Below are 23010 nucleotides of genomic sequence, written 5' to 3' on the forward strand. Positions count from 1 at the left end.
TACGAGCCGGGGCTGGAGGGTGAGCCGCTCGGGCCGGGGTTGCCGGCTGAGCCGTACGGGCCGGACGCACAGGCCCCCCAGCGCCGCTACGGCGAAGTGGCCGACGCGGCCGGCCGCGCTTTCCGGCTGATCCCCGCCGCCCCGCAGGATCTGCCCCGGCCGGGCCGGGACAGGACCGCCCACCGGGGCGCGCGTATCAACACGGACCCCGACACTGTGGAACGCGACCTGATGAAGCTGGTCCTGACACTCGTCGAACTCCTGCGCCAGCTGATGGAACGGCAGGCCATGCACCGCGTGGACGCGGGCGATCTCACCGAGGACGAGGAGGAGCGCCTCGGGCTGACCCTGATGCTCCTGCACGACCGTATGAACGACCTCTGCTCCCGCTACGGCCTGACCATGCAGGACCTCAACCTGGACCTCGGCCCCCTCGGCACGCTCCTGCCGCCCGCGGACCCGCCCCTCGATCCGCCCCCGGACCCGCCGCTCGATCCGCCCGTTCCTCCGCCGGACGGGCGCTGAGGCGGCGGGCCGCGCCTGCTGCCCCTCCGTTCGCCCCCGGCTGCCCCCGGCCGCCCCTCCGTCCGCCCTGTGGTCCGTTGGCCCGTATCGCGCGGTGATCTCCGCGTCCTCTTGGGCCAATGGTCCAGTGGTTCGGGCCCGACTTGAGCCATGCGGGCATCAGATGTTCTGATGGGGAGGTCGATGGCGCCGCGGACTTCCGTGGCGCCTTTTTCATGCCGGAACGAATGCGGGGCGGAAAGCAGTGCTGAAGAGGATGTTCGTGGTGCCGGACCCAGGTCGGCTGCGGCTGCGCAGCGCCACCAGGGCGGTCCTCGGCGTCGGTCTGGCGGTGGCCGTCTGCGGCCTCAGTGGTCACACACTGCCCGCTGTCATCACCGGCGGTCTCGCCGCGCTCCTCGCCCTGTTCACGGTCACCGACACGACGGTCCGCGCCCAGGCGGTCAGCACCGCCCTGCTGCCCGCCGTCGGCTTTCCCGTGCTCGCCCTCGCGGCCGGTCTCCACGACACCCCGCTGCTGCGCGACGTGGCGTTCCTCGCCGTCGCCGGGCTCGGCGTGTACGCCCGGCGCTGGGGCCCCCGGGGCCACGCCCTGGGCGTGTTCGCCTTCATGACGTTCTTCGTCGCGCAGTTCCTGCGCACGGTCCCCGAGCAGTTGCCCGGCCTGTACACCGCCGTCACCCTCGCGCTGATCGCCTCCTCGGCGGTCCGCTTCGGCCTGTGGTGCTACGAGCGGTGGATCCCGCCGCACCCCGCCCCCGCGCTCCCCGGCGGGTCGGGCCTGGCGCGAGCCACCACCCGCCAGGCGGTCCAGGTCGCCGTCGCCGGCGCGTTCGCGCTCGTCGTGGGACAGATCCTCTCCGAGGGGCGCTGGTACTGGGCCGTCGGCGCCGCCTGGTGGATCTTCGTCAACACCTCCTCGCGCGGGGAAACCCTGCTCCGCGGCTTCCGCCGCGTCCTGGGCACCGTCGTCGGCATCGGCGCCGGGCTTCTCCTCGCCCTCCCGCTGCACGGCGCGGTGGCCCCCACGGCCGCCCTGGTGGCGGTGTGCGTCTTCGGGATCTTCTACACCGCCCCGGTCTCGTACAGCTGGATGATGCTGGCGGTCACCCTGATGGTGTCGCTGCTGTACGGGCTGCTGGGTGCGCTGGAACCGGGCCTGCTCGCCCTGCGGCTCGCGGAAACCGGTGTCGGCGCCCTGGGCGCGGCGCTGGCCGTGACCTTCGTACTGCCCATCACGACGCACGCGGCGACGCACGCCTGGATCGAGCGGGCCGTGCACAGCGTGCACGGCTGCACCACCACGGCCGCGCGTCGGCTGGCCGGGGACCCGGACGCCGACCCCGCGCCGCTCGCCGCCCAGCTGGAGGTGGTGATCGGCAGGGCGCGGCTCTCCCTGGCCCCCCTCGTGCACCCCCTCAACCCGCTGCGCGCCCGCAAGGCCCGCGCCCGCCAGGTCCTGGCCCTGCTGGACGACTGCGCCCGGGAGGTGCGCGGGCTCGCCTCGGTAGCGGCCGACCCGCAGGCGTCGCACGACGCACGGCTCGCCGCGGCCTGCTGGCGCGTGGAGGCCGCGGTTCAGGCCCTGGTGTCACCGGGTGGCGAGCCGGCCGGCTCGCCCGCGCCCCAGGGTCGGCCGTCCGCCGCGCCGCACACCGTCCCTACCGACGCCACGCCGGGCCCGGCGCACCACCCCGGCGCCGAGGCCGCGCTGAACCACCTCCACGGCCTGGAGAAGGTACTCACCGAACTGGCGGCGCCCCTGCACAGCTCTCCCGGTTCCCCGCTGGTCGGCTCCTGACCCGGCAGACGCAGCCGGGCACAGCGGTCCGGACCTCCCGCCGGCGTCCGCCCGGCAGAATGTGATCAAAGCTGTCACAGCTCTTGCGGCTGTACGCGATCACATGGCGGAAAGGGGCTCCACGTGAGCAGCAGCAACGAGGCCGGCCGGGCTGGGCGGTCCGGCGGATCCCGGAGGGCCGGTGGGTCCGGTGGGTCCGAGCGGCCAGGTGCAGGTGGGTCCGTGCGGCCCGCGCGCGCCTTCATCGGGTCGTTCACCTCGGCGGGAGGCCGCGGTGTCACCGCCGCCGAGGTCGACCCGGAGACGGGCGCGCTGACGGTGCTCGGTTCCACCGACGCCGTCGCCGACCCGTCGTTCCTCGCGCTCGCCCCCGGAGGAACGTTTCTGTACGCCGTGAGCGAGACCGAGGACGGGGCGGCCGCCGCCTTCGACGTGTCCGGCGCAGGCGCCCCGTTCCCTGCCGGCGAGCCGGTCCCGGTGGGTGGCGCCTCCCCCACCCACCTCGCGCTCTCGGACGGCTACCTGGTCACCGCCAACTACGGCTCCGGGAGCGTCACCGTGCTTCCCGTCGGGACGGACGGCGCCCTGGAGGCCGCCACCGGTGTACTGCACCACCGCGGCAACGGCCCCGACCAGGACCGTCAGGCGGGACCGCACGCGCACCAGGTGCTGCCCGACCCCACGGGACGCTGGGTGCTCAGCGTCGACCTCGGCACCGACTCCGTACGGGTGTGCGCTCTCGCCGCGCCCACCGGAACGCTGCGGGTGCACACCGAGACCGCGCTCCGGCCGGGCACCGGACCGCGCCACCTCGCCTTCCACCCCGGCGGCGGTCACGCCTACGTCGTTTGCGAGCTGGAGCCGATCGTCACCGTTTGCCGCTGGGACGCAGAGTCCGGCGTACTCGTGCCGCTCGGTGAGGCCCCCGTCGTGGCGCCGGGCACGGAGGGGACGACGTACCCGTCCGAGGCCGTCGTGTCCCACGACGGACGCTTCCTGTGGGTCGCCGGCCGCGGGCACGACAGCGTCGCCGTCCTCGCGCTCGGCGCGGGCGGCGAGGAGGCGGAATTCGTGGCGGCGGTGGAGTGCGGCGGTCACTGGCCGCGCGACCTGACCCTGGACCCCTCGGGGCGCAGGCTCTACGCCGCCAATGAACGCTCCGGTGATGTCACCTGGTTCGACATCGACCAGGAGACGGGCATACCGCGTCGGGCGGGCTCCATCGAGGCGCCCGCCGCGTCCTGCGTCGTCTTCGGCTGACGGCTGGCGGCTGAACGGGAGCGGGCTGACGGGAGCCGGCCGGAGGCGGGAGCGGACACGGGAACGCCCCGAGGGCCCGCACCGGTTTCCCTCGGTGCGGGCCCTCGGGGCGCTCGCGCAACCAGCCGTGCGGCCACGCGGCCGTGCGTCCGCCCGCCGCGGTCGCCGTGCGGCCGGGTGGGCGCCACTCAGTGGGCCGGCATGCCCTGGGCCTGCTGCGGGGCGATGCCCAGCGCCGTCGTGTAGTGCGACAGGGCGAGCTTGCCGATCGCCGGGTAGGCGCCCAGCGGCTCGGCGGTCGCGCAGTCCGCCTCCTTGACGGCCGCGTCCAGGAGGCTGTCGGGCACCTCCGGGCCGATCACGTACGGCGCCAGGGCGAGCTGCGTCGAGCCGGAACCGCGCAGCTGCTCCGCGACGGCGCCGACCGAACCCTCCTCGTCGAGCGCTGCCGCTATCACCGGTACGGCGAGACGCGCGGCCAGCAGCATGCCGGTGATACCGGCGGCCTGCACGGCCTCGTCGCCGCCCACGGTGGCCAGGATGATGCCGTCGGCCGCGGTGGCCACCGTGAACAGCCTGGCACGGTCGGCGCGCGACAGCCCGGCCTCGGACAGGCGCACGTGCAGCGCCTCCGCGAGCAGCGGGTGGGGGCCGAGGACGTCGGTCAGCTCGACCGCGGCGCGGCTGTCCATGACGGCCTGCCGTATCCGGCGCATCAGGGCGTTCTCCGGGCCGGCGAGCAGCGGCACCACGACGGCGGCCGGACCCTGCGGCTCGGCGGCCTCACGGCCCGCGGCGAGCGCCTGCTCGTAGCGGGCGGTGCGCTCGGAGGCGGTGTGCGCCAGAACGTTCTCCAGCGTGGGGTACTCGTCGTTGTCGCCGTCGAGGTAGCCGATCCTGGCGTCGAGGCCGGGCAGCTCGGAACGGGCGATACTGACGACTTCCTCGGCCAGGCTGCGCGACGCGCTGCCCGGGGTGCCGGGGACGGCGAGGACAAGCGCGGGCGCGCCCTCGGGCGCCACCACGGGTTCCGGCCGGCGGTGCCGTCCGGACTGTCGTGGTCGCGGCATTCGTACAGGCAGGCCGGATGCGGGCCCAGTGGGGGAGCTCATGGCGCCGCATGCTACTGGGTTTGTGTGCTCGGCTGTTCGGGGAGGGGGCGTTGCAGCGGTGTCTGTCCGCATTTATCCCGTGAGTCGCTATGAGTTCAACTGCCCTGCTCTGTCAGTACGTGCAACAGGCGCCCTTCCGCGGGCAGCCGCGGACCGTTCGTGACGAGCGACGCGGCGACGCGCACGGCTCCGGCCAGCGGATCTCCCGCCGCCGGAACGCCGCGCGCGTGCGGTAGCCGCCGCGCGAGTGCGGCCCGCAGGGGTACGAGCAACGGGTCGCCCATCTTGAACAGGCCGCCGGTGAGGGCGAACTCGCACTCCCCGGCCGCCGGGCAGACGGCGGCGGCGGCATCGGCGATGTGCCCGGCGGCCTCCCGCAGGATGCCGGCCGCCACGGGGTCGGCGGCGCCGGACGTCGCGCAGGCGGCGACTTCCGGCGCGAACGAGGCGAGCACGGCGGGGCGGTCGGCGCGCGGGTAGAGCATCCCGGGCAGCTCGGGCGCGGGACCGAACACCGCCTCCGCACGGGCCAGCAGCGCGGGGGAGCCGCCGGGCCTCCCGTCGTGGGCGCGCATCGCCGCTTCGAGTCCGGCGCGGCCGATCCAGGCACCGCCGCCGCAGTCGCCGAGCAGATGCCCCCAGCCGTCGGCCCGGCGCCAGTGGGTCAGGTCCGTACCGAGCGCGATCATCCCGGTGCCGGCGGCCACCACCGCTCCCGGCCGCGTACCGAGCGCCCCCGCGTACGCCGTGACGCCGTCGGCGGCCAGCGCCAGACGACGTACGCCCAAAGCACTCGCCAGCGCCCCCGGCAGCCGGGCGCGCAGATCGTCACCGAGGGTCGCCATGCCGGCGGCTCCGATCGCGGCGGCTCCGATCGTCACGGGGGCCGGGGCTCCGCCGTCCCGTTGTGCGGCGCGGTCGAGCAGCGCCCGTGCCATGGGCAGCAGTTGCTCCAGCAGGTGCGCCGCGTCGATTCCGGCGGGACCGGTACGCACGGGCTTACGGGACGCGGCGGACTCCGTGCGCCCGGCGCCGCCGCCGAGGCCGGCGTCCGAGACGTCCGCGAGCGCCACCCGCAGCCCCGACCCGCCGGAGTCGACCCCGAGCACCCAGGGCGTCACGGCAGTCGCCAGTCCACCGGCTGCGCGCCCTGGCGGACCAGCAGTTCATTGGTGCGGCTGAACGGCCGCGAACCGAAGAAACCGCGGTCCGCCGACATCGGTGACGGGTGGGCCGACTCGATGGCCGGAACGTCGCCGAGCAGCGGACGCAGGTTGCGGGCGTCACGCCCCCACAACACCGACACCATCGGTTTTCCGCGCGCGACGAGCGCCCGGATCGCCTGCTCGGTCACTTCCTCCCACCCCTTGCCCCGGTGCGCGGCCGGTTTGCGGGGAGCCGTGGTGAGCGCCCTGTTGAGCAGCAGCACTCCCTGCCGGGTCCACGGCGTCAGGTCCCCGTTGGACGGCCGGGGCGCTCCGAGGTCGGTGTGCATCTCCCGGTAGATGTTCTCCAGGCTCCCGGGCAGCGGCCGCACCTCGGGCGCCACGGAGAAGCTGAGCCCCACGGCGTGGCCCGGCGTGGGATACGGGTCCTGGCCGACGATCAGGACCCGCACCTCGTCGAACGGCTGCTGGAATGCGCGCAGTACGTTCGCACCCGCAGGCAGGTAGGTACGCCCGGCGGCGATCTCCGCGCGCAGGAAGTCGCCCATAGCGGCGACCCGTTCGGCCACGGGTTCCAGAGCGTCCGCCCAGCCGGGCTCGACGATCTCTTTCAACGGTCTTGCTGCCACGGGCGTCACTCTACTGGCGGCCCGGCCACCCCGATCAACCGATCACCGCCGCCCGTACGCACAGCACGTCGGGCAGGTGAGAGGCGAGCATCCGCCAGCTGTCGCCGTCGTCCGCGCTCGCGAACAACTCGCCGTTGCGATTGCCGAAGTACACCCCCGCCGGGTCGGCGTCGTCCGTGCAGAGCGCGTCGCGCAGCACCGTTCCGTAGTGCGGCTCGGGGGGCAGTCCGGCGGACAGTGGCTCCCAGCTCCCGCCCGCGTCCGCGGTGCGGTAGACCCGGCACTTGTTGCCGGCGGGCACCCGGTCGGAGTCCGCGGTGATGGGGAAGACGTACGCCGTGTCCGCGCGGTGCGGATGCGCGGCGGCGGCGAAACCGAACGTCGAGGGCAGCCCCGCCCCGATGTCGGCCCAGTTGGCCCCGGCGTCGTCGCTGCGGAACACGCCCCAGTGGTTCTGGAGGTACAGCCGGTCGGGGTCCGCCGCGTCCTGGGCGATCTTGTGCACGCACTGGCCGAACTCGGGGTTCGGATCGGGCAGGAAGACCGCCGACACGCCCTTGTTGGAGGGCGACCAGCTCGCCCCGCCGTCCAGCGAGCGGAACACCCCGGCGGTGGACACCGCGACCGTCACCGCCCCGGCGTCCCGTGGATCGGTGATGATCGTGTGCAGCCCCTCGCCGCCACCGCCGGGCACCCACCGCGAGCGCGTCGGATGCTCCCACAGCGGCCGTACGAGCTCGAAGGACTCGCCGCGGTCCTCCGACCGGAACAGCGCCGCCGGCTCCGTCCCCGCGTACACCACGCCGGGCGCCTCGGCCCCGGCGGGACGCAGCTGCCAGACCCGCTCCAGCGACGTGTCCGAGTAGTCGGGGAACTTCACGGCGGGCTGCTTGGGCTCGACCCAGGTCGCTCCCAGGTCGTCGGAGTGGAAGACCGACGGACCCCAGTGCAGGCTGTCCCCGCCGACGAGCAGCCTGGGCACCGCGCCGCGCGTGTCGATGGCGACCGAGTACACCGCCTGCGCGGTGAAGTGGGGGCCGTCGATCTGCCACTCGCCGCCGCGCCTGCGGCCGATGAAAAGCCCTTTTCGTGTACCTACGGTGAGCAGTACGTCGGTCATCGCCGACACCTCCAGGACGCCGTTGTCTCAGATACGGGCCAGTGTGCACCCGACCACTGACAGCGGCCCTCGGGCCGGGTGTTGCCGCAGGTCGGACGGCATGCCGGGGTCGTGTGCGGGGCGCGCCCCCGCATTGCCGCACGGCCGAGAACCGCGGCGGGCGTCCGGGCCGGGGGCCTTCGCCGTCCGGCGCCGAGGGGGCTAGCTGTATTGCCCTGTGAGGTTGGGGACGCGGCTGGCGGGGGTTGGCCCTTCAGCGCGGTGTGTCCGCGGTGGTGATTGTAGGTGTGCAGCCACTCGGGGAAGACGTCGCGTCGTTCCTGCTCGGAGCGGTAGGGGCGGGCGTAGGCCCATTCGTCGAGCAGGGTCCGGTTCAGGCGTTCGACCTTGCCGTTCGTCTGGGGCCGGTAGGGGCGGGTGCGCTTGTGGGTGATCCCGGCCTCGGCGAGGACGTTGCGCCAGTCTCGTGAGCGGTAGCAGGAGCCGTTGTCGGTCAGGACCCGCTCCACGGTGATTCCGGCTTGGGTGAAGAACGCGTGGGCACGGGTCCAGAAGGCTGTGGCGGTCTCCTTCCTCTCGTCGGTGAGGATCTCGCTGTAGGCCAGGCGGGAGTGGTCGTCGACGGCCGTGTGGATATAGCTGTAGCCGGCCCCGCGCCGTTTGCTGCGGCCTTCTTGTCTGCCGAGAACCTTGTGGCCGCCGCCGTTGGGGATGTTGCCGAGTTTCTTGATGTCGACGTGGACGAGTTCGCCGGGCCGCTCGCGTTCGTAGCGGCGTATGACGCGGCCGGTGGCCCGGTCCAGGTGGGTGAGGCGGGCCAGGCCGTAGCGGGTCAGGACGCGGTGCACGGTCGAGGGCACCAGGTGCAGCAGGCCTGCGATGCGGGCCGGTCCCCAGCGGCGCAGGATGCGGACCTTGATGATCCGCCGTTCGGTGCGGGTCGGGGTGCGGCGCGGGCTCGTGTGCGGGCGGGAGGACAGATCCCTCATGCCGGCCTCGCCGTGTGTGCGGTAGCGGTCGGCCCAGCGCTGGGCCGTGGTCGGTGAGACCTGGAAGCGTTCGGCGGCCCGGCGCAGGGGCCAGCCGTCCTCGACCACGCAACGGGCAAGACGCAGCCGTCCGGTCTCGGTCAGGGGTGCATTACGGTGGGGCACGAGGGCCTTTCTGTAGGTGTAGACGTCGCAATCCACACCGAACCGGAAGGCCCTCACCCATTCAAGATCCCTCAGCCGAGACCTGGCTCACCCGTCCACAACCTCCCGGGGCAGAACAGCTAGCCGGCGTCCGCCGCGGTCGTCGCGGCCGCCAGCAGGAGCGGCAGGAACCGGCGGGCGAGCGCGCCCGGCATGAGCCGCTCTGGTTCGACGTAACTCTGGCCGAGCGCCCCCTCCCGCATGGCGATCACCACCCGCACCAGCTCGTCGAGGTCGACGGTGGGCCGCAGCCCGGCCCGCTCGAACAGGTCGCGCAGCAGGCGGACCGCCTCCGCGCGCAGCCGGGCGTCGTGATCGGCGAGCATCCGCGCCGCCCGCGGGTCGCGGACGGCGTACAGGGTGAACTCTGTGGTCACCAGGAACCAGGTGCGCTCGTCCGGATCGACGTACGCCAGGACCTCGGCGATCCGGCCGACGGTCAGGTCGTCGTCGCCGATCTCCGCCGCCGTCCGGGCGATGCGCCCGAGCTCACGGTCGGCGTGCGCGTCGAAGAGCGCGAAGAACAGCTCGTCCTTAGTACGGAAGTTGGAGTAGAAGGCGCCCCGCGTGTAGCCGGCCCGCCGGCAGATGTCCTCGATCCCGGCGCCCTGGAAGCCCGCCTCCGCGAACACCTCCCGCGCGGCGTCCAGCAGCCGTGCCAGCGTCTGCGGCCGCCGCTTGGTCGGTCCCTTCGGCATCGGCCACCTCACTTCCGCACATTCCGGACCCTCGGGGCCCGGACCCTTGACAGCGCGTACGGCCTCGGAAAGCATCCCGACCCGTATCGGATACGCGAATGTATCCGATGGACGAGGAGGCACACCATGCCCGGAGCGACGCCCCCCACCATGTCCCAGGTCATCGAGGCAGCCGTCGGACCCGTGCCCGAAGGGGTGTCGCTCCCGACGCCGCCCTCCTTCGGTTCGGCCGAGGAGGAACGGCGCTACCGCAAGGAACAACTGGCCGCCGGATTCAGGCTCTTCGGCAAGTTCGGCTTCTCCGAGGGCGTAGCGGGCCACATCACCGTCCGCGACCCGGAGCAGCCCGGCGCGTTCTGGGTCAATCCCTTCGGCATGAGCTTCAGCCAGATCCGGGCGTCCGACCTGATCCTCGTCGACCACGAGGGGAAACTCCTGCACGGCAACCGTCCCGTGAACCGGGCCGCGTTCGTCATCCACTCGGAGGTGCACAAGGCACGCCCCGACGCACTGGCCGCCGCACACTCCCACTCGCTGCACGGCAAGGCGTTCTCCAGCCTCGGCATACCCCTCGACCCGATAACCCAGGACGCCTGCGCCTTCTTCGAGGACCACGGCCTCTACAGCGACTACCAGGGCGTTGTCAGCGACGCCGAGGAGGGCAGGCGCATCGGCGCCGCCCTCGGCCCGTACAAGGCCGTCATCCTCCAGAACCACGGCCTCCTGACGGTCGGCCGGTCCGTCGCCGAGGCGGTCTGGTGGTTCATCACCATGGAACGGTCGTGCCAGGCCCAGCTGTTGGCGATGGCGGCCGGTACGCCCAGGCTCATCGACCGGGACACCGCGCTGCACACGCGCTCCCAGGTGGGCGGTCACTTCGCGGGCTGGTTCCAGGCGCAGCCGCTGTGGGACCAGATCACCGCCTCCGACCCCGACCTCTTCGGCTGATGGGCCTCCTCGCCGGATGCGGCACCGCCGACATTACGGGGGAGGCCGCCGAATGCGGGATGCTCGGCTACGGCAAGGCCGGCCAGCGGACGTCCGGGATCCACACCAGGCTGCACGCGCGGGCGTTCGCCTTCGCGGACGGCGACCGGCGGCTGCTGCTCGTGGTGTGCGAACTGCCGCTGATGTCGGCGGGAGTCGTACAGGAAGTGCTCGCGCGGCTGCCCGACGGCTACACCGAGTCGCAGGTCATGATCACCGCTACGCACACCCACTGCGGGCCCGGCGGCTACTTCCACCACGCGCTCTACAACAGCAACACGGGTGGCTTCCGAGAGCGTACGTACGAAGCCATCGTCGACGGCGTCGTGGAAGCGGCCGAAGCGGCGCACGCCGACCTCGCTCCCGCTGTGCTCCGGCTGGCCCACGGGCAGCTCCTGAAGGCGAGCGTCAACCGGTCGAAGCGCGCCTTCGACCGCAACCCGGCAGGGGACCGGGCGCACTTCCCGGACGCGATAGATCCGCAGACCACACTGCTGCGCATCGAGCGAAACGGACGGCTCACGGGAACGGTCAATTGGTTCGCCACGCACAACACCAGCATGACCAACACGAACACGCTCATCAGCGCCGACAACAAGGGTTACGCCGCCTCCCACTGGGAGGCCGCGAACCCGGGCGTCACAGCGGCCTTCGCGCAGACGAACGCCGGCGACATGTCACCGAACCTCAACCTCGCGCCCGGCAGCGGCCCCACCGAGGACGAGTTCGAGAACACCCGCATCATCGGCACCCGCCAGTACGAGGCGGCAGCCGCCCTGCACGGCGACGAGATCCCCGGCGTCCTGGACGCCCGCCTCACGCACGTGAACCTGTCCCGCATGACCGTACGGCCCGAATTCACCGGCGACGGACGTACGCACCGCACCTCGGGCCCCGTGGCGGGCGCGGCGGCCTTCGCGGGCGCCTGGGCCGACGGGCCGGGCTTCCGGGGCTTCAGGCCGGGCCGCAACCCGCTCTGGGACACCCTGTCGAACCGGCTCGTCTACCCGCTCGCACCCCGTCTGCGTGACGCCCAGGCACCCAAGGGCCTCTGTCTGCCCGCGGGGCCGGTCAACCGCGTACGCCCGATGGTCCAGGAACGGCTTCCCGTCCAGCTGCTGCGCATCGGCCCGCTGTACCTGATCGGCCTTCCCGCCGAGATCACGATCGTGGCGGGGCTGCGGCTGCGGCGTACCGTCGCCGCGATCACCGGAGCCGATCCCAGGAACGTACTCGTCGCGGGCTACAGCAACGCGTACGCGCACTACGTGACGACGCCCGAGGAGTACGACGCCCAGGAGTACGAGGGCGGCAGCACGCTCTTCGGCCGCTGGGAACTGCCTGCCCTCTGCCAGACGGCGGCCGGCCTCGCGCGAGCCATGCGTGACGGGACGCCCGTCGCCACAGGCACGCGGGAACGCATACGGCCGCCGCGCCGGAGGTACCGGCGGCGCGGGAGCGACGCGCCGCACCCCGGACGCGACTTCGGTGACGTCCTGTCGCTCGCCCGTACGGACAACCGGATCACGGCCCGCTTCGTCGGCGCGCATCCCGGCAACGACCTGCGCAGGGGCGGTACCTACCTGGCCGTGGAACGGAGGGAAGGCGCCGAATGGACGAGGATCGCCGACGACACCCACTGGTCGACGACGTTCCACTGGGCGGCGGAAGCGGAGGCCGCCCGCGCGTCCACCGTGACGGTCTCCTGGCACGTTCCCGACGACACGCCGTCAGGTCTCTACCGGATCCGCTACTTCGGTGACACGGCCACCGGACCGTTCACGGGAACGACCGAGCCCTTCGAGTGGAACCGGACCGCACGCGGCGATCGTTTATAACAACGGGAGCGATCAGCGGTACCGAAACGAGGGGAGTGCGCCGGTGACCAACGGTGCGGTACGGATCGACGGGGACAGCCTGCTGCTGCCGGGCGGTGTGCGGGTGCGTTTCGTACGTACGCTGCGCCTGCCCGAGAAGGGGACGCACGCCCTTCCGCCGGGCCTGGGCAACTTCCCGCTGCGCAGGGTGGAGGACTACGCGGCCACGGTGCCCCAGGAGTGGCTCGACAAGGGCGGCGTGATGCTGCCCGTGTACCTGCGCGAAGCGATGTGGCTGAGCTTCGCCGGGACCGTGGAACCGGGCGCACTCCAGGTGGGCGTGGGGAAGGTGTGCGCGGTGTCGGGGAAGCCGTGGAACAGCCGGCTGTCCCGCGGCCCGCAGAACTACCTCGTCCTGCCGCGCCAGCCGTGGCTCGACGGCATCAACTCCGGTACGGGTACGGTGCGCCAGTTCGTCGCCGTGCCGCTGGGGGCGGGTGCGACCGTGGAGGGCCAGGTCACCGGCGAGGAGAAGTGGGGCGGACTGCAACTCCAGTCCTGGACGCTCGCCGACGGCCCGCTGGCGGCCTGGCGCGAGGAGCAGCGGCGGGCGGCCGAGCGAAGGGCCGCGATGCCGCCACCGGCGGCGCCCGCGGCGGCGTACGGCGCACCCGCCCCGGGGGCGCCGGCTGCCCCGGCCATGATGTCCGCCCCCGGAGCAGGCCGGGGGAGCGCGCCCGCACCACGGGCCGCGGCGGCGATGGGACTGGGTGTCGGCGGCTCCATGCGCCAGGAGGTCTACAGGGACGACCGTCCCGCATCCGACTGGGCCTCCGAACCGTCGGGCCGGGTCTTCGTCCACCTGGTGACCCCACCCGAGTGGCGGCGCATCACCGGGGAGGAGCCTCCGCCGTCCCCCGTGGACCGGGCCGCGTACACCCGGGCGGGCCTGCCCTGGTTCGACTACTACGACGCCGACGCCGAGGACCTGGCGCCCAAGGAAACCCTGAGCGGTGTGAAGCCGGTCGGTGAATGGCTGGGCGACGACCACACGCCGTGGCAGCAGCCGTCGCCCCACCAGGTGAAGCCGCTCGGCGACGCGCCGGGGAAGCCGGTGGCGGACGGCGACTGGTAGGACGCACGGCTTCCCGGCTCCCGGCAGAACACCTGCCGGGAGCCGGACACCCGCCGGGAGCCGGGAAACGGACGGTACGGATGACGGCCGGGGAGATCATGGAGGCTGTTCCCGAGGCGTCCACCGGCACCATCACGGTGGGCGCGCACGCCTGAGGAGAAGAACCGTGCCCGACATCCGCATGCACACCCCCTACGACCCGGCGGCCCTGGTCGAGGTCGACACCGGACCGGCGGGGAACGCGAAGGCCGGGCAGGTCCACATCGGCGCGCGGGGTACCGGGTACGTCGCCCTGGTCGCCACGCCCGCGCAGGCGCGGGAGCTGGCGGCGGCGCTGGTACGGGCGGCCGACGCGGTCGAGGCGCAGGTCAAGGACACGTACCCGACCGTCAGGGCGGCTGAACTGCGCCGCGGGGACGTGCGGACCGGCGAGCGGACGATCACCGTGGAGCGGGTGCGGGCCGACGGCGCCACCGTCCACGTCACCTGGACGTCGGATGCCGGGCGCCAGTGGAACCAGACCTACGCGGCGGACGCGGAGATCGCCCTGCGGCGACGCGCGTAATCCACCGCCGGAAAATCCTTGTGGTGCAGGGGAGTTGACCTGCCATGGGCGCCTGCCTATGTTCTCGTTCGGGATTGTGGTCAATGTCCGATATTTCGAACGAATGCCAGGAGCCCATATGCGCAGTCAGAGAAAGCCCAAGGCGAAGCCCGGACGGAAGTCCGCGGGTCGCCTCGCCGTCGCCTCGGCCGCCCTCGCCGCCCTGACAGCGGCACTCGTCGTGGCGCCCACCGAGAGCCCGGCGCAGGCGCAGGCGCAGGCCGTCGACTACTCGATCGGCGTCGACCCGGCCGGCGCGGGGCCCGCGATAGACGACTCGATGTACGGCGTGTTCTACGAGGACATCAATCACGCGGCCGACGGCGGGCTGTACGCCGAGCTCGTGCAGAATCGTTCCTTCGAGTACGACCCCGCCGACAACCGGGCGTACACCCCGCTGACCGCCTGGAAGGAGACGGCGAGCGGCGGAGCGACCGGCACGGCGCGCGTCGTGGATGACAGCGGGCGGCTGAACGAGCGCAACCGCCGCTATCTGCGGGTGGACCTCGACGGCGGCGCCGACGGCGACAGCGGCCGCTTCGGCGTCGCGAACTCCGGCTACAACGCCGGAATCGCGGTCCGCGCGGGAGAGAAGTACGACTTCTCGGTCTGGGCGCGCACCGACCGGCCGGGAGGCACACCGCTCGGCATCGAACTGCGCGACGGAACCACCGCGCTGGCCAAACCCCTGCGCGTCACCGCGCGCGGCGACCGCTGGACGAAGTACACGGGAACGCTCACTGCCGGCACCACCAGCGGCGCCGGCCGCCTCGCCGTCACCGCCGGCGGCAGCGGCACCGTACGGCTCGACATGGTCTCGCTCTCCCCCCGCGACACCTACAAGGGCCGGCCGAACGGCCTGCGCAAGGACCTGGCCGAGAAGATCGCCGCCCTCGAGCCCGGCTTTCTGCGCTTCCCCGGCGGATGCCTGGTCAACACCGGCAGCCACGAGGCGTACGAGGCACCGGACTTCGAGCGCAAGCGCTCGTACCAGTGGAAGGACACCGTCGGCCCGGTCGAGCAGCGCCCGGTGAACGCCAACTTCTGGGGCTACAACCAGACGTACGGACTCGGCTACTACGAGTACTTCCAGTACGCCGAGGACATCGGCGCCATGGCCCTGCCCGTCGTCCCCGCCCTCGTCACCGGCTGCGGCCAGAACAAGGCGACCGACGACCCGGAGCTGCTGCGCCGCCACATCCAGGACACGCTCGACCTCATCGAGTTCGCCAACGGCCCCGTAACGTCCCCCTGGGGCAGGACGCGGGCGCGGATGGGCCACCCCAGGCCCTTCGGACTCACCCACCTCGAAGTCGGCAACGAGGAGAACCTCCCGGACCAGTTCTTCGAGCGCTTCACCGAGTTCCGCAAGGCCATCGAGGCCAGATACCCGGACATCACCGTCATCAGCAACTCCGGCCCCGACGACAGCGGAACGACCTTCGACCGCGCCTGGCAGCTGAACCGCGACGCCAAGGTGGCCATGGTCGACGAGCACTACTACAACAGCCCCCAGTGGTTCCTGGAGAACAACGAGCGTTACGACGCCTACGACCGCCAGGGCCCCAAGGTCTTCCTCGGCGAGTACGCGTCCCTCGACAACCGCTTCTCCAACGCCCTCGCGGAAGCCGCCTACATGACCGGGCTCGAACGCAACGCGGACGTCGTCAAGCTCGCCTCGTACGCCCCGCTCCTCGCCGACACCAACGACGCGCAGTGGCGGCCCAACATGATCTGGTTCGACAACACCACCTCGTGGGGCAGCGCCAGCTACGAGACGCAGAAGCTCTTCATGACCAACGTGGGGGACGAGGTCGTACCGAGCCGGGCGTCGGGGACCCCCGCCGTCAGCGGGCCGATCACCGGCGCCGTCGGCCTCTCCACCTGGGCGACCGCGGCGGCGTACGACGACGTGAGCGTCACCTCGGCGGACGGCGCGAAGCTCTTCGCCGACGACTTCTCCGGTGACGACAGCCGCTGGACCAGGGCGGCGGGCACCGGCTCCTGGTCCGTCAGGGACGGCGCGTACGCACAGTCCGACGCGGCGGCCGAGAACACGCTCGTCACGGCCGGTGACGCGGCCTGGCACGACTACGACCTGAAGCTCAGGGCCACCAAGCAGTCCGGCAAGGAGGGTTTCCTGATCGCCTTCGGCGTCAAGGACACCGGCAACTACTACTGGTGGAACCTCGGCGGCTGGAACAACACCCGTTCCGTCGTCGAGAAGGCCGTAGGCGGCGCCAAGCAGACCCTGATGGAGCGCGGTACGACGATCGAGACCGGCCGTACGTACGACGTCGAGGTCCGGGTACGCGGCCGGCAGGTCACACTCTTCCTCGACGGTCAGGAGTGGGGCAGCTTCACCGACGACAAGACCGCCGAGCCCTTCCGCCAGGTGGTCACCCGCGACAAGGCGAAGGGTGAACTCGTCGTCAAGGTCGTCAACGCCCAGGACGCCCCGGCCCGGACGCGGATCGACCTCGGACAGCACACCCGCATCGCGTCCTCCAAGGCGTGGCTGACGACGCTCCAGGGCGCGCCCGACGCCGTCAACACACCCACGGAGCAGCCGATCAGGCCCCGCGCTTCCACCTTCGAGGGGGTGGACAACACCTTCACGTACACCTTCCCCGCCCACTCCGTCACTTTCATGCGCGTCAAGACGCACTGACAACGGGACCCAGCACGGACGAAGCCCCCTGCCGCTCGGCCGGCAGGGGGCTTCGGTCACGTGTCGCGTCAGCGAGCGGAGAACGTGTGCACCGTGGTGGAGCGGTACGTCGTTCCCGGGCGCAGCACCGTCGAGGGGAACGACGGCTGGTTGGGCGAGTCCGGGAAGTGCTGCGACTCCAGGCACAGCCCGTCGCCCTGGCGGTACAGCCGTCCCGACGTTCCCGCGAGCGTGCCGTCGAGGAAGTTGCCGCTGTAGAACTGCATGCCCGGTTCGGTCGTGTACATCTTCATCACCCGTCCCGACGCGGGATCGGCGAGCGTCAGAGCGTACCCGGGAACGGTCGTAAGACCCTTGTCCAGCACCCAGTTGTGGTCGAGCCCCTTCCCGTACAGCACCTGCTGGTGCGGCGTCCGGGCCTGCCCGCCGATCGTCTTCGCCCGCCGGAAGTCGAAGGGCGTTCCCGTGACGCGCGCCAGCTCGCCGGTGGGTATGAGCGTGGCGTCGACCGGGGTGTAGCGGGCGGCGGCCATCTCCAGCGTGTGCCCGTCGACGGAGCCGCTGCCCTCGCCCGCGAGGTTGAAGTAGGTGTGACTGGTGAGGTTGGCGACCGTGCCGCGGTCCGTGGTGGCCTCGTAGTCGATCCGCCAGTCGCCGCGCGCCGTGAGCGTGTACGTGACCTTCACCTTGAGCGTTCCCGGGTAGCCCATCTCGCCGTCCGGACTGATCCGCCTGAGCACCAGCCCCCGGTCCGATCCCCGGCTGAAGGGCTCCACGTCCCACACCTGCTTGTCGAAGCCCTTGTCGCCGCCGTGCAGGCTGTTCGGGCCGTCGTTCACGGGAAGCTCGTACGTGCGCCCGTCGAGCGTGAAGCGGCCCTTGGCGATGCGGTTTCCGTAGCGCCCGATCAGCGCGCCGAAGTACGGCGACCCCGCGACGTAGTCGTCGAGGTTGTCGAAGCCCAGTGAGACGTTCGCCGCCCTGCCGCTGCGGTCCGGGATCTCCAGGGACTGGACGATTCCGCCGTACGAGAGGACCTTCATCCGGGTGCCGCCGTTGGCGACGGTCCAGCGGTACACCTTCGTGCCGTCGGCCAGCCGGCCGAACAGCTCCCGCGAAGGCGACTTGCCCGTGGCGGCGTACGCCGTGCCCGTCCCGGCGAGGCCCGCGGTGGCCGCCACGCCCGCCGCTGCCGCGCCCGCCAGTACCGTGCGTCTGCTCGTGTTCATGTGTCTGTCCTTTTCGGAGAGTTACGAACCGACCTTGCGCTTGTTCCACACGTCGAACCCGACCGCCGCCAGCAGCACCAGACCCTTGATGACCTGCTGGTAGTCCGTGCCGATGCCGACGAGCGACATGCCGTTGTTGAGTACGCCCAGCACCAGGCCGCCGATGATGGCGCCGAAGACCGTGCCGACGCCGCCGCTCATCGACGCGCCGCCGATGAACGCCGCCGCGATCGCCTCCAGTTCGAAGTTCACACCGGCCTGCGGCACACCCGCGTTCAGCCGGGCCGCGTACACGACCCCGGCCAGGGCGGCGAGCACGCCCATGTTCACGAACACCAGGAAGGTGACGCGCTTGTCCTTGACCCCCGACAGCTTCGCCGCCGCCTGGTTCCCGCCGAGCGCGTACACGTGGCGCCCGACGACCGCGTTGCGCATCACGAAGCCGAAGCCGATGAGCAGCGCCGCGAGCAGCAGGAGCACCACGGGTACGCCCCGGTAGCTGGCCAGCGTCAGTGTGAAGGCGAGAACGGCCGCCGCCATCGCCACGCACTTGGTGAGGAAGAGCGACCTCGGCAGCACGTCGAGCTCGTAACTCAGCTGCCTGCGCCGGTCGCGCACCTCCTGCGCCAGCGCGAAGACCAGCAGGCCCAGCCCCAGCAGCAGAGTGAGGTTGTGGTAGTTGGTGTCCGGGCCGAGGGACGGGAGGTACCCCGTGGAGATCTTCTGGAAGCCCTCGGGGAACGGGCCGATGGAGCGCGAGCCGAGGAAGATCTGCGTACCGCCCCGGAAGAGCAGCATGCCCGCCAGCGTGACGATGAACGACGGGATGCCGACGTACGCGATCCAGAAACCCTGCCAGGCGCCGGCGGCCGCCCCGATGACCAGCGCGATGACGGTGGCGAGCACCCACGGCACGTCGTGCTCGACCATCATCACCGCGCACGCGGCGGAGACGAACGCCGCCAGCGAACCGACCGACAGGTCGATGTGGCCCGAGATGATGACGATCATCATGCCGATGCCGAGGACCAGGATGTAGCTGTTCTGGAGGACCAGGTTGGTGACGTTGTTCGGCTGGAGGAGTACGCCGTCGGTCCAGATCGCGAAGAGCACGACGATCAGTGTGAGCGCGATGAGCATGCCGTACTGGCGCATGTTGCGGCGCATGGTTTCCAGCAGCAGCGTGCTGACCGCGGAACCGCGCGGTCCGGGCGGAGCGGCTTGCCGCCCCGGCTTCTCGGTGGTGACCGGGCTGCCCATCTCTCTTACCTCTTGTCCATGGTCATGTGGCGCATCAGTACTTCCTGGGTCGCGTCCGCGCGCGCGATCTCGGCGGTCAGCCGGCCGGCGGACATCGTGTAGACGCGGTCGCACATGCCGAGCAGTTCGGGCAGTTCGGAGGAGATGAAGACGACGGCCTTGCCTTCGGCGGCGAGGCGGTCGATCACGCTGTAGATCTCGAACTTCGCGCCGACGTCGATCCCGCGCGTCGGCTCGTCGAGGATCAGCACATCGGGACCGGCGAAGATCCACTTGCTGAGGACGACCTTCTGCTGGTTGCCGCCGGACAGCCGGCCGACCTGCTCGAAGACCGTCGGCGCCTTGATGTTCATGCTGCGCCGGAACGACTCCGCGACCCGGGTCTCCTCGTGCTCGTCGACGATGCCGCGCCTGGCCACCTTCGGCAGGGCGCTGAGGGTGATGTTGCGGCCGATGGTGTCGATGAGGTTGAGGCCGTAGTGCTTGCGGTCCTCGGTGACGTACGCGATGCCGTGCGCGACCGCCTCCGGGACGGTCTTCGTGCGGATCTCCTTGCCGTCCTTGAGGACCGTGCCGCTGATGTTGCGGCCGTACGACCGCCCGAAGACGCTCATCGCGAGCTCCGTGCGCCCCGCTCCCATCAGGCCCGCGATACCGACGATCTCGCCCCGCCCGACGTGGACGGACACCCCGTCGACCACCTTGCGCTGCTGGTCGATGGGGTGGTGCACGGTCCAGTCGCGGACTTCGAGGGCGGGGTGCGCCTTGGGGTTCCCCTCGTACGGCGTCCTTTCGGGGAAGCGGTGGTCGAGGTCGCGGCCGACCATGCCCCGGATAATCCGCTCCTCGGTGGTCTCCGCCGCCCCGACGTCCAGGGTCTCGATCGTGCGGCCGTCGCGGATGATCGTGACGGAGTCGGCGACCTCGGCGATCTCGTTGAGCTTGTGCGAGATGATGATCGAGGTGATGCCCTGTTCCTTCAGCTCCAGGATGAGCTGGAGGAGCTGAGCCGAATCCTCGTCGTTGAGCGCGGCCGTCGGCTCGTCGAGGATCAGCAGCTTCACCTCCTTGGAGAGAGCCTTCGCGATCTCAACGAGCTGCTGCTTGCCCACCCCGATGTCCGCCACCCGCGTCTGCGGATGCTCGCGCAGCCCCACCCGCTTGAGCAGCGCCGCCGCGTGCTTGAGGGTCTCGTTCCAGCTGATGATCCCGCGCCGGGCGTGCTCGTTGCCGAGGAAGATGTTCTCGGCGAGGGAGAGGTACGGGACCAGGGCCAGCTCCTGATGGATGATCACGATGCCGTGCGCCTCGCTGGCCCGGATGTCCTTGAACGCGCAGTGCTCGCCGTCGAAGAGGATGTCCCCCTCGTAACTCCCGTGCGGATGGACGCCGCTCAGGACCTTCATCAGCGTGGACTTGCCCGCGCCGTTCTCCCCGCACACGGCGTGCACCTCGCCGCGCGCCACGGTCAGCGTCACGTCGGAGAGCGCCTTGACGCCGGGGAACGTCTTGACGATCGAGCGCATCTCCAGGACGGGCGGCGCCGGTGTCGGTCCCGCCGTCACAGGTCGCTCGCCTTGATGTATCCGGAATCGACCAGGACGGAGCGGTAGTTGCTCTTGTCGACGCTGACGGGGTCGAGCAGGAAGGCCGGCACGACCTTCTTCTCGTTGTCGTACGTCTTGGTGTCGTTGACCTCGGGCTTCTTGTCGTTCAGTACGGCGTCGGCCATCTGCACGGCCTGCTTGGCGAGCGCCCGGGTGTCCTTGTAGACGGTCTGCGTCTGCTGCCCCGCGATGATCGACTTCACCGAGGCCACCTCGGCGTCCTGACCGGTGACCACGGGGTACGGCTTGGCCGCCGTACCGTAGCCGTCCGACTTGAGCGCGGACAGGATGCCGATGGAGATGCCGTCGTACGGGGAGAGGACGGCGTCCACCTCCTCGGAGCCGTACGCCTTGGTCAGGAGGTCGTCCATGCGCTTCTGCGCCGTGCCGCCGTCCCAGCGCAGCGTCGTGACCTGGTCGAGCTTGGTCTGGCCGCTCCGTACGACGATCTGCTTGCTGTCGATGTACGGCTTGAGGGTCTTCCAGGCGCCCTGGAAGAAGTAGCCCGTGTTGTTGTCGTCGGGCGAGCCGGCGAACAGCTCCACGTGGAACGGCCCCTTCTTGCCGCCGTCCTTGAGCCCGAGCTTGTCGATGATGTACGTGGCCTGGAGGACGCCGACCTTCTCGTTGTCGAAGGAGGCGTAGTAGTCGACGTTCGGGGTGCCGAGGATGAGGCGGTCGTAACTGATCACCTTGACGCCCTGGTCGGCCGCCTGGCGGAGTACGTCGCCCAGCGCGCGGCCGTCGATGGCCGCGACCACCAGCACGTCCACGCCCTTGGTGATCATGTTCTCGATCTGCGAGACCTGCTGGTCGACGTCGTCCTCGCCGTACTGGAGGTCCGTCTTGTAGCCGAGCTTCTCGAACTGCTCGACCATGTTGTCGCCGTCGGCGATCCACCGTTCCGAGGACTTCGTCGGCATCGCGATGCCGATGGTGCCGCCCCCCGCCGACTTCTTCTCCTTGCTGCCACCCTCGGCGTTCTGGCCGCAGGCGGCGAGGGAGAGGGCGAGCACGGTGGTGGTGAGGGCGGTGGCGGCCCTGGATATGCGTCGCGTCATGACGGATCAGTCCTTCGCGGGGTGGTGGTGGGAGTGGTGTCGGTGGCGGGGAAGCGGCGGAGCGGGCCGGGGAGGCGGGAGCCGAGCGGCGACATTCCGCCGGCGGCGCCGTGCCGGGCGAGCAGGTCGAGTACGAGGCGTCCGCGCCGTACGCGTTCACGGGCGCCGGCCAGGGCGGTGTCGCGCAACTGGGCGCCGTAGGGATAGATGCCGGGGGACCGGGACAGTCCGAACTTGAGGTAGAGGGGCGCGCCGCGCCGGATCAGCTCCGCCGTCTCGTACATGCGGATGTAGCCGCCGAGGTCGTCGGGGGCCTCCACGTAGAGGTCCATGGGGGCACGGCTGGCCCGGCGGATCTCGGTGAAGTGGGCGAGGTTGAGGTCGGAGGGGATGTTGACGGAGTCGGCGCCGAGCCGCTCGTAGACGGCGTACGAAGCCGGGTTGACCGGGCCGATGAGCGCGGACACCTTGAGCGTGGTGTCGGCGGGCAGCAGCCCGTCGGCGCGCAGCCGGTGCAGCGTCCACAGCACCCCCTCGTCGGCGACGAGCAGGCACTTCACCCCGAGCGCGGTGGCCCGCAGGGCGTCCTCGACGCATCCGGCGAGCGCGTCGTGCCCGCGCGCCCGCAGTCCGGCTCCGCCCGAGTCGCTGCGGGTGGAGGCGCCGATGTCCCAGGTGCCGCGCGGGCCGGTGAACAGGCACAGTTCGATGTCCCGTTCGGCGCAGGACTCCACCATTTCGGTGATGTCGGCGTCGCTGAGCATCCAGACGCCGCTGCCCTGGCTGATGCGGTGGACCGGTACGTCGAGGCGCGCGCTCTCCTTGAGTACGACAGCGAGCGCCTCGGGGCCTTCGACGGAAGGGATCTCGGTGCGCCAGGTGCCGCCGTCGGGGAAGGAGTGCGGGGAGGCGTCGGCGGGGTTGTCGTCGGGGGCCGTATGCCCGATGCGGGCCAGGGCGTCGGCGCCGGGGCGGCGGGGGGCTGACGGGGACGGGGCTGTCACGGGGCTCCTAGGTAGCGTTCGGTATTTCGGACAAGGTTCGGATGCTTGGGTACGCGAAGCGGTCCGCACAGGGCGGTGCCGCCCGGAGCCGACCCCTTCCGGACCCGGGGGAGTCCCCGGGTTCCGGGGTG

18 protein-coding genes and 1 pseudogene are annotated in these 23010 nt (G+C 71.4%); 8 read left to right on the forward strand and 11 right to left on the reverse strand.

Going from position 1 to position 23010, the window contains the following annotated elements; genetic code table 11:
* Nucleotides 1–39 precede the first annotated feature (39 nt).
* The 3 genes from AS594_RS30235 (at nt 40) to AS594_RS30245 (ending at nt 3586) form a co-directional block, all read left to right on the forward strand.
* Nucleotides 40–525: a gas vesicle protein K gene (locus tag AS594_RS30235; protein WP_069935997.1), complete on the forward strand. Its 486-nt coding sequence runs from the start codon at nt 40–42 to the stop codon at nt 523–525.
* Between the two features lie 244 nt (nt 526–769).
* Entirely contained in the window at nt 770–2326 is a 1557-nt protein-coding gene (locus AS594_RS30240) for an FUSC family protein (protein ID WP_069935531.1), read from the forward strand.
* Between the two features lie 222 nt (nt 2327–2548).
* Nucleotides 2549–3586: a lactonase family protein gene (locus tag AS594_RS30245; protein ID WP_069935532.1), complete on the forward strand. Its 1038-nt coding sequence runs from the start codon at nt 2549–2551 to the stop codon at nt 3584–3586.
* Between the two features lie 188 nt (nt 3587–3774).
* Here the strand turns inward: AS594_RS30245 and AS594_RS30250 are convergent, their stop codons facing one another.
* The 6 genes and pseudogenes from AS594_RS30250 to AS594_RS30275 all read right to left on the reverse strand — a co-directional run bounded on the left by AS594_RS30250 (nt 3775) and on the right by AS594_RS30275 (nt 9504).
* Nucleotides 3775–4698, reverse strand: coding sequence for a sirohydrochlorin chelatase (locus AS594_RS30250; protein WP_079144329.1), 924 nt, complete (start codon nt 4696–4698; stop codon nt 3775–3777).
* 95 nt (nt 4699–4793) lie between these two features.
* The gene (locus AS594_RS30255; protein WP_069935533.1) at nt 4794–5831 is read right to left on the reverse strand and encodes an N-acetylglucosamine kinase; all 1038 of its coding nucleotides are present in this window, start codon (nt 5829–5831) and stop codon (nt 4794–4796) included.
* Entirely contained in the window at nt 5816–6493 is a 678-nt protein-coding gene (locus tag AS594_RS30260) for a uracil-DNA glycosylase (RefSeq protein WP_069930882.1), read from the reverse strand. Before AS594_RS30260 ends, AS594_RS30255 begins: the two co-directional genes overlap by 16 nt.
* A 34-nt stretch (nt 6494–6527) precedes the next feature.
* Nucleotides 6528–7613, reverse strand: a complete 1086-nt coding sequence (locus tag AS594_RS30265) for a WD40/YVTN/BNR-like repeat-containing protein (protein ID WP_069935534.1) — start codon at nt 7611–7613, stop codon at nt 6528–6530.
* 201 nt (nt 7614–7814) lie between these two features.
* A pseudogene (locus AS594_RS30270) lies at nt 7815–8767 on the reverse strand (IS481 family transposase).
* Nucleotides 8768–8886: 119 nt separating this feature from the next.
* On the reverse strand, nt 8887–9504 hold the full coding sequence (locus AS594_RS30275; RefSeq protein ID WP_069929987.1) for a TetR/AcrR family transcriptional regulator: 618 nt from the start codon (nt 9502–9504) through the stop codon (nt 8887–8889).
* A 126-nt stretch (nt 9505–9630) separates the two neighbouring features.
* On the opposite strand from AS594_RS30275, the gene AS594_RS30280 reads away from it, so the two are divergent.
* From AS594_RS30280 to AS594_RS30300, 5 genes are all read left to right on the forward strand, one after another.
* A complete protein-coding gene (locus AS594_RS30280) occupies nt 9631–10452 on the forward strand; it encodes a class II aldolase/adducin family protein (protein WP_069935535.1) in 822 nt (273 codons plus the stop codon).
* The gene (locus AS594_RS30285) at nt 10452–12329 is read left to right on the forward strand and encodes a neutral/alkaline non-lysosomal ceramidase N-terminal domain-containing protein (RefSeq protein ID WP_069935536.1); all 1878 of its coding nucleotides are present in this window, start codon (nt 10452–10454) and stop codon (nt 12327–12329) included. Before AS594_RS30280 ends, AS594_RS30285 begins: the two co-directional genes overlap by 1 nt.
* 43 nt (nt 12330–12372) lie before the next feature.
* A complete protein-coding gene (locus AS594_RS30290) occupies nt 12373–13443 on the forward strand; it encodes a hypothetical protein (protein WP_069935537.1) in 1071 nt (356 codons plus the stop codon).
* Between the two features lie 166 nt (nt 13444–13609).
* Nucleotides 13610–14008 carry a hypothetical protein gene (locus AS594_RS30295; protein WP_240509108.1) on the forward strand — a complete coding sequence of 133 codons (399 nt, stop codon included), beginning with the start codon at nt 13610–13612 and terminating at the stop codon, nt 14006–14008.
* 118 nt (nt 14009–14126) lie between these two features.
* Complete coding sequence (locus tag AS594_RS30300) at nt 14127–16718, forward strand: alpha-L-arabinofuranosidase C-terminal domain-containing protein (RefSeq protein WP_079148766.1); 2592 nt, start codon at nt 14127–14129, stop codon at nt 16716–16718.
* A 68-nt stretch (nt 16719–16786) separates the two neighbouring features.
* On the opposite strand, the gene AS594_RS30305 is transcribed toward AS594_RS30300, so the two are convergent.
* Genes AS594_RS30305 through AS594_RS30325 form a run of 5 tightly spaced genes read right to left on the reverse strand, consistent with a single transcriptional unit; the run spans nt 16787 to nt 22879 of the window.
* The gene (locus AS594_RS30305; RefSeq protein ID WP_069935538.1) at nt 16787–17947 is read right to left on the reverse strand and encodes an aldose epimerase family protein; all 1161 of its coding nucleotides are present in this window, start codon (nt 17945–17947) and stop codon (nt 16787–16789) included.
* A 21-nt stretch (nt 17948–17968) separates the two neighbouring features.
* Nucleotides 17969–19207 (reverse strand): multiple monosaccharide ABC transporter permease, encoded by a 1239-nt coding sequence (gene mmsB / locus AS594_RS30310; protein WP_069935539.1) that lies wholly within the window; start codon nt 19205–19207, stop codon nt 17969–17971.
* Nucleotides 19208–19212: 5 nt separating this feature from the next.
* Nucleotides 19213–20733 (reverse strand): multiple monosaccharide ABC transporter ATP-binding protein, encoded by a 1521-nt coding sequence (gene mmsA / locus AS594_RS30315; RefSeq protein ID WP_069936000.1) that lies wholly within the window; start codon nt 20731–20733, stop codon nt 19213–19215.
* 35 nt (nt 20734–20768) lie between these two features.
* Complete coding sequence (chvE, locus tag AS594_RS30320; RefSeq protein WP_069935540.1) at nt 20769–21875, reverse strand: multiple monosaccharide ABC transporter substrate-binding protein; 1107 nt, start codon at nt 21873–21875, stop codon at nt 20769–20771.
* Nucleotides 21872–22879 carry a hypothetical protein gene (locus AS594_RS30325; protein WP_069935541.1) on the reverse strand — a complete coding sequence of 336 codons (1008 nt, stop codon included), beginning with the start codon at nt 22877–22879 and terminating at the stop codon, nt 21872–21874. Before AS594_RS30325 ends, chvE begins: the two co-directional genes overlap by 4 nt.
* Nucleotides 22880–23010 lie beyond the last annotated feature (131 nt).

Source organism: Streptomyces agglomeratus (genome assembly GCF_001746415.1).
Taxonomy (GTDB): Bacteria; Actinomycetota; Actinomycetes; order Streptomycetales; family Streptomycetaceae; genus Streptomyces; species Streptomyces agglomeratus.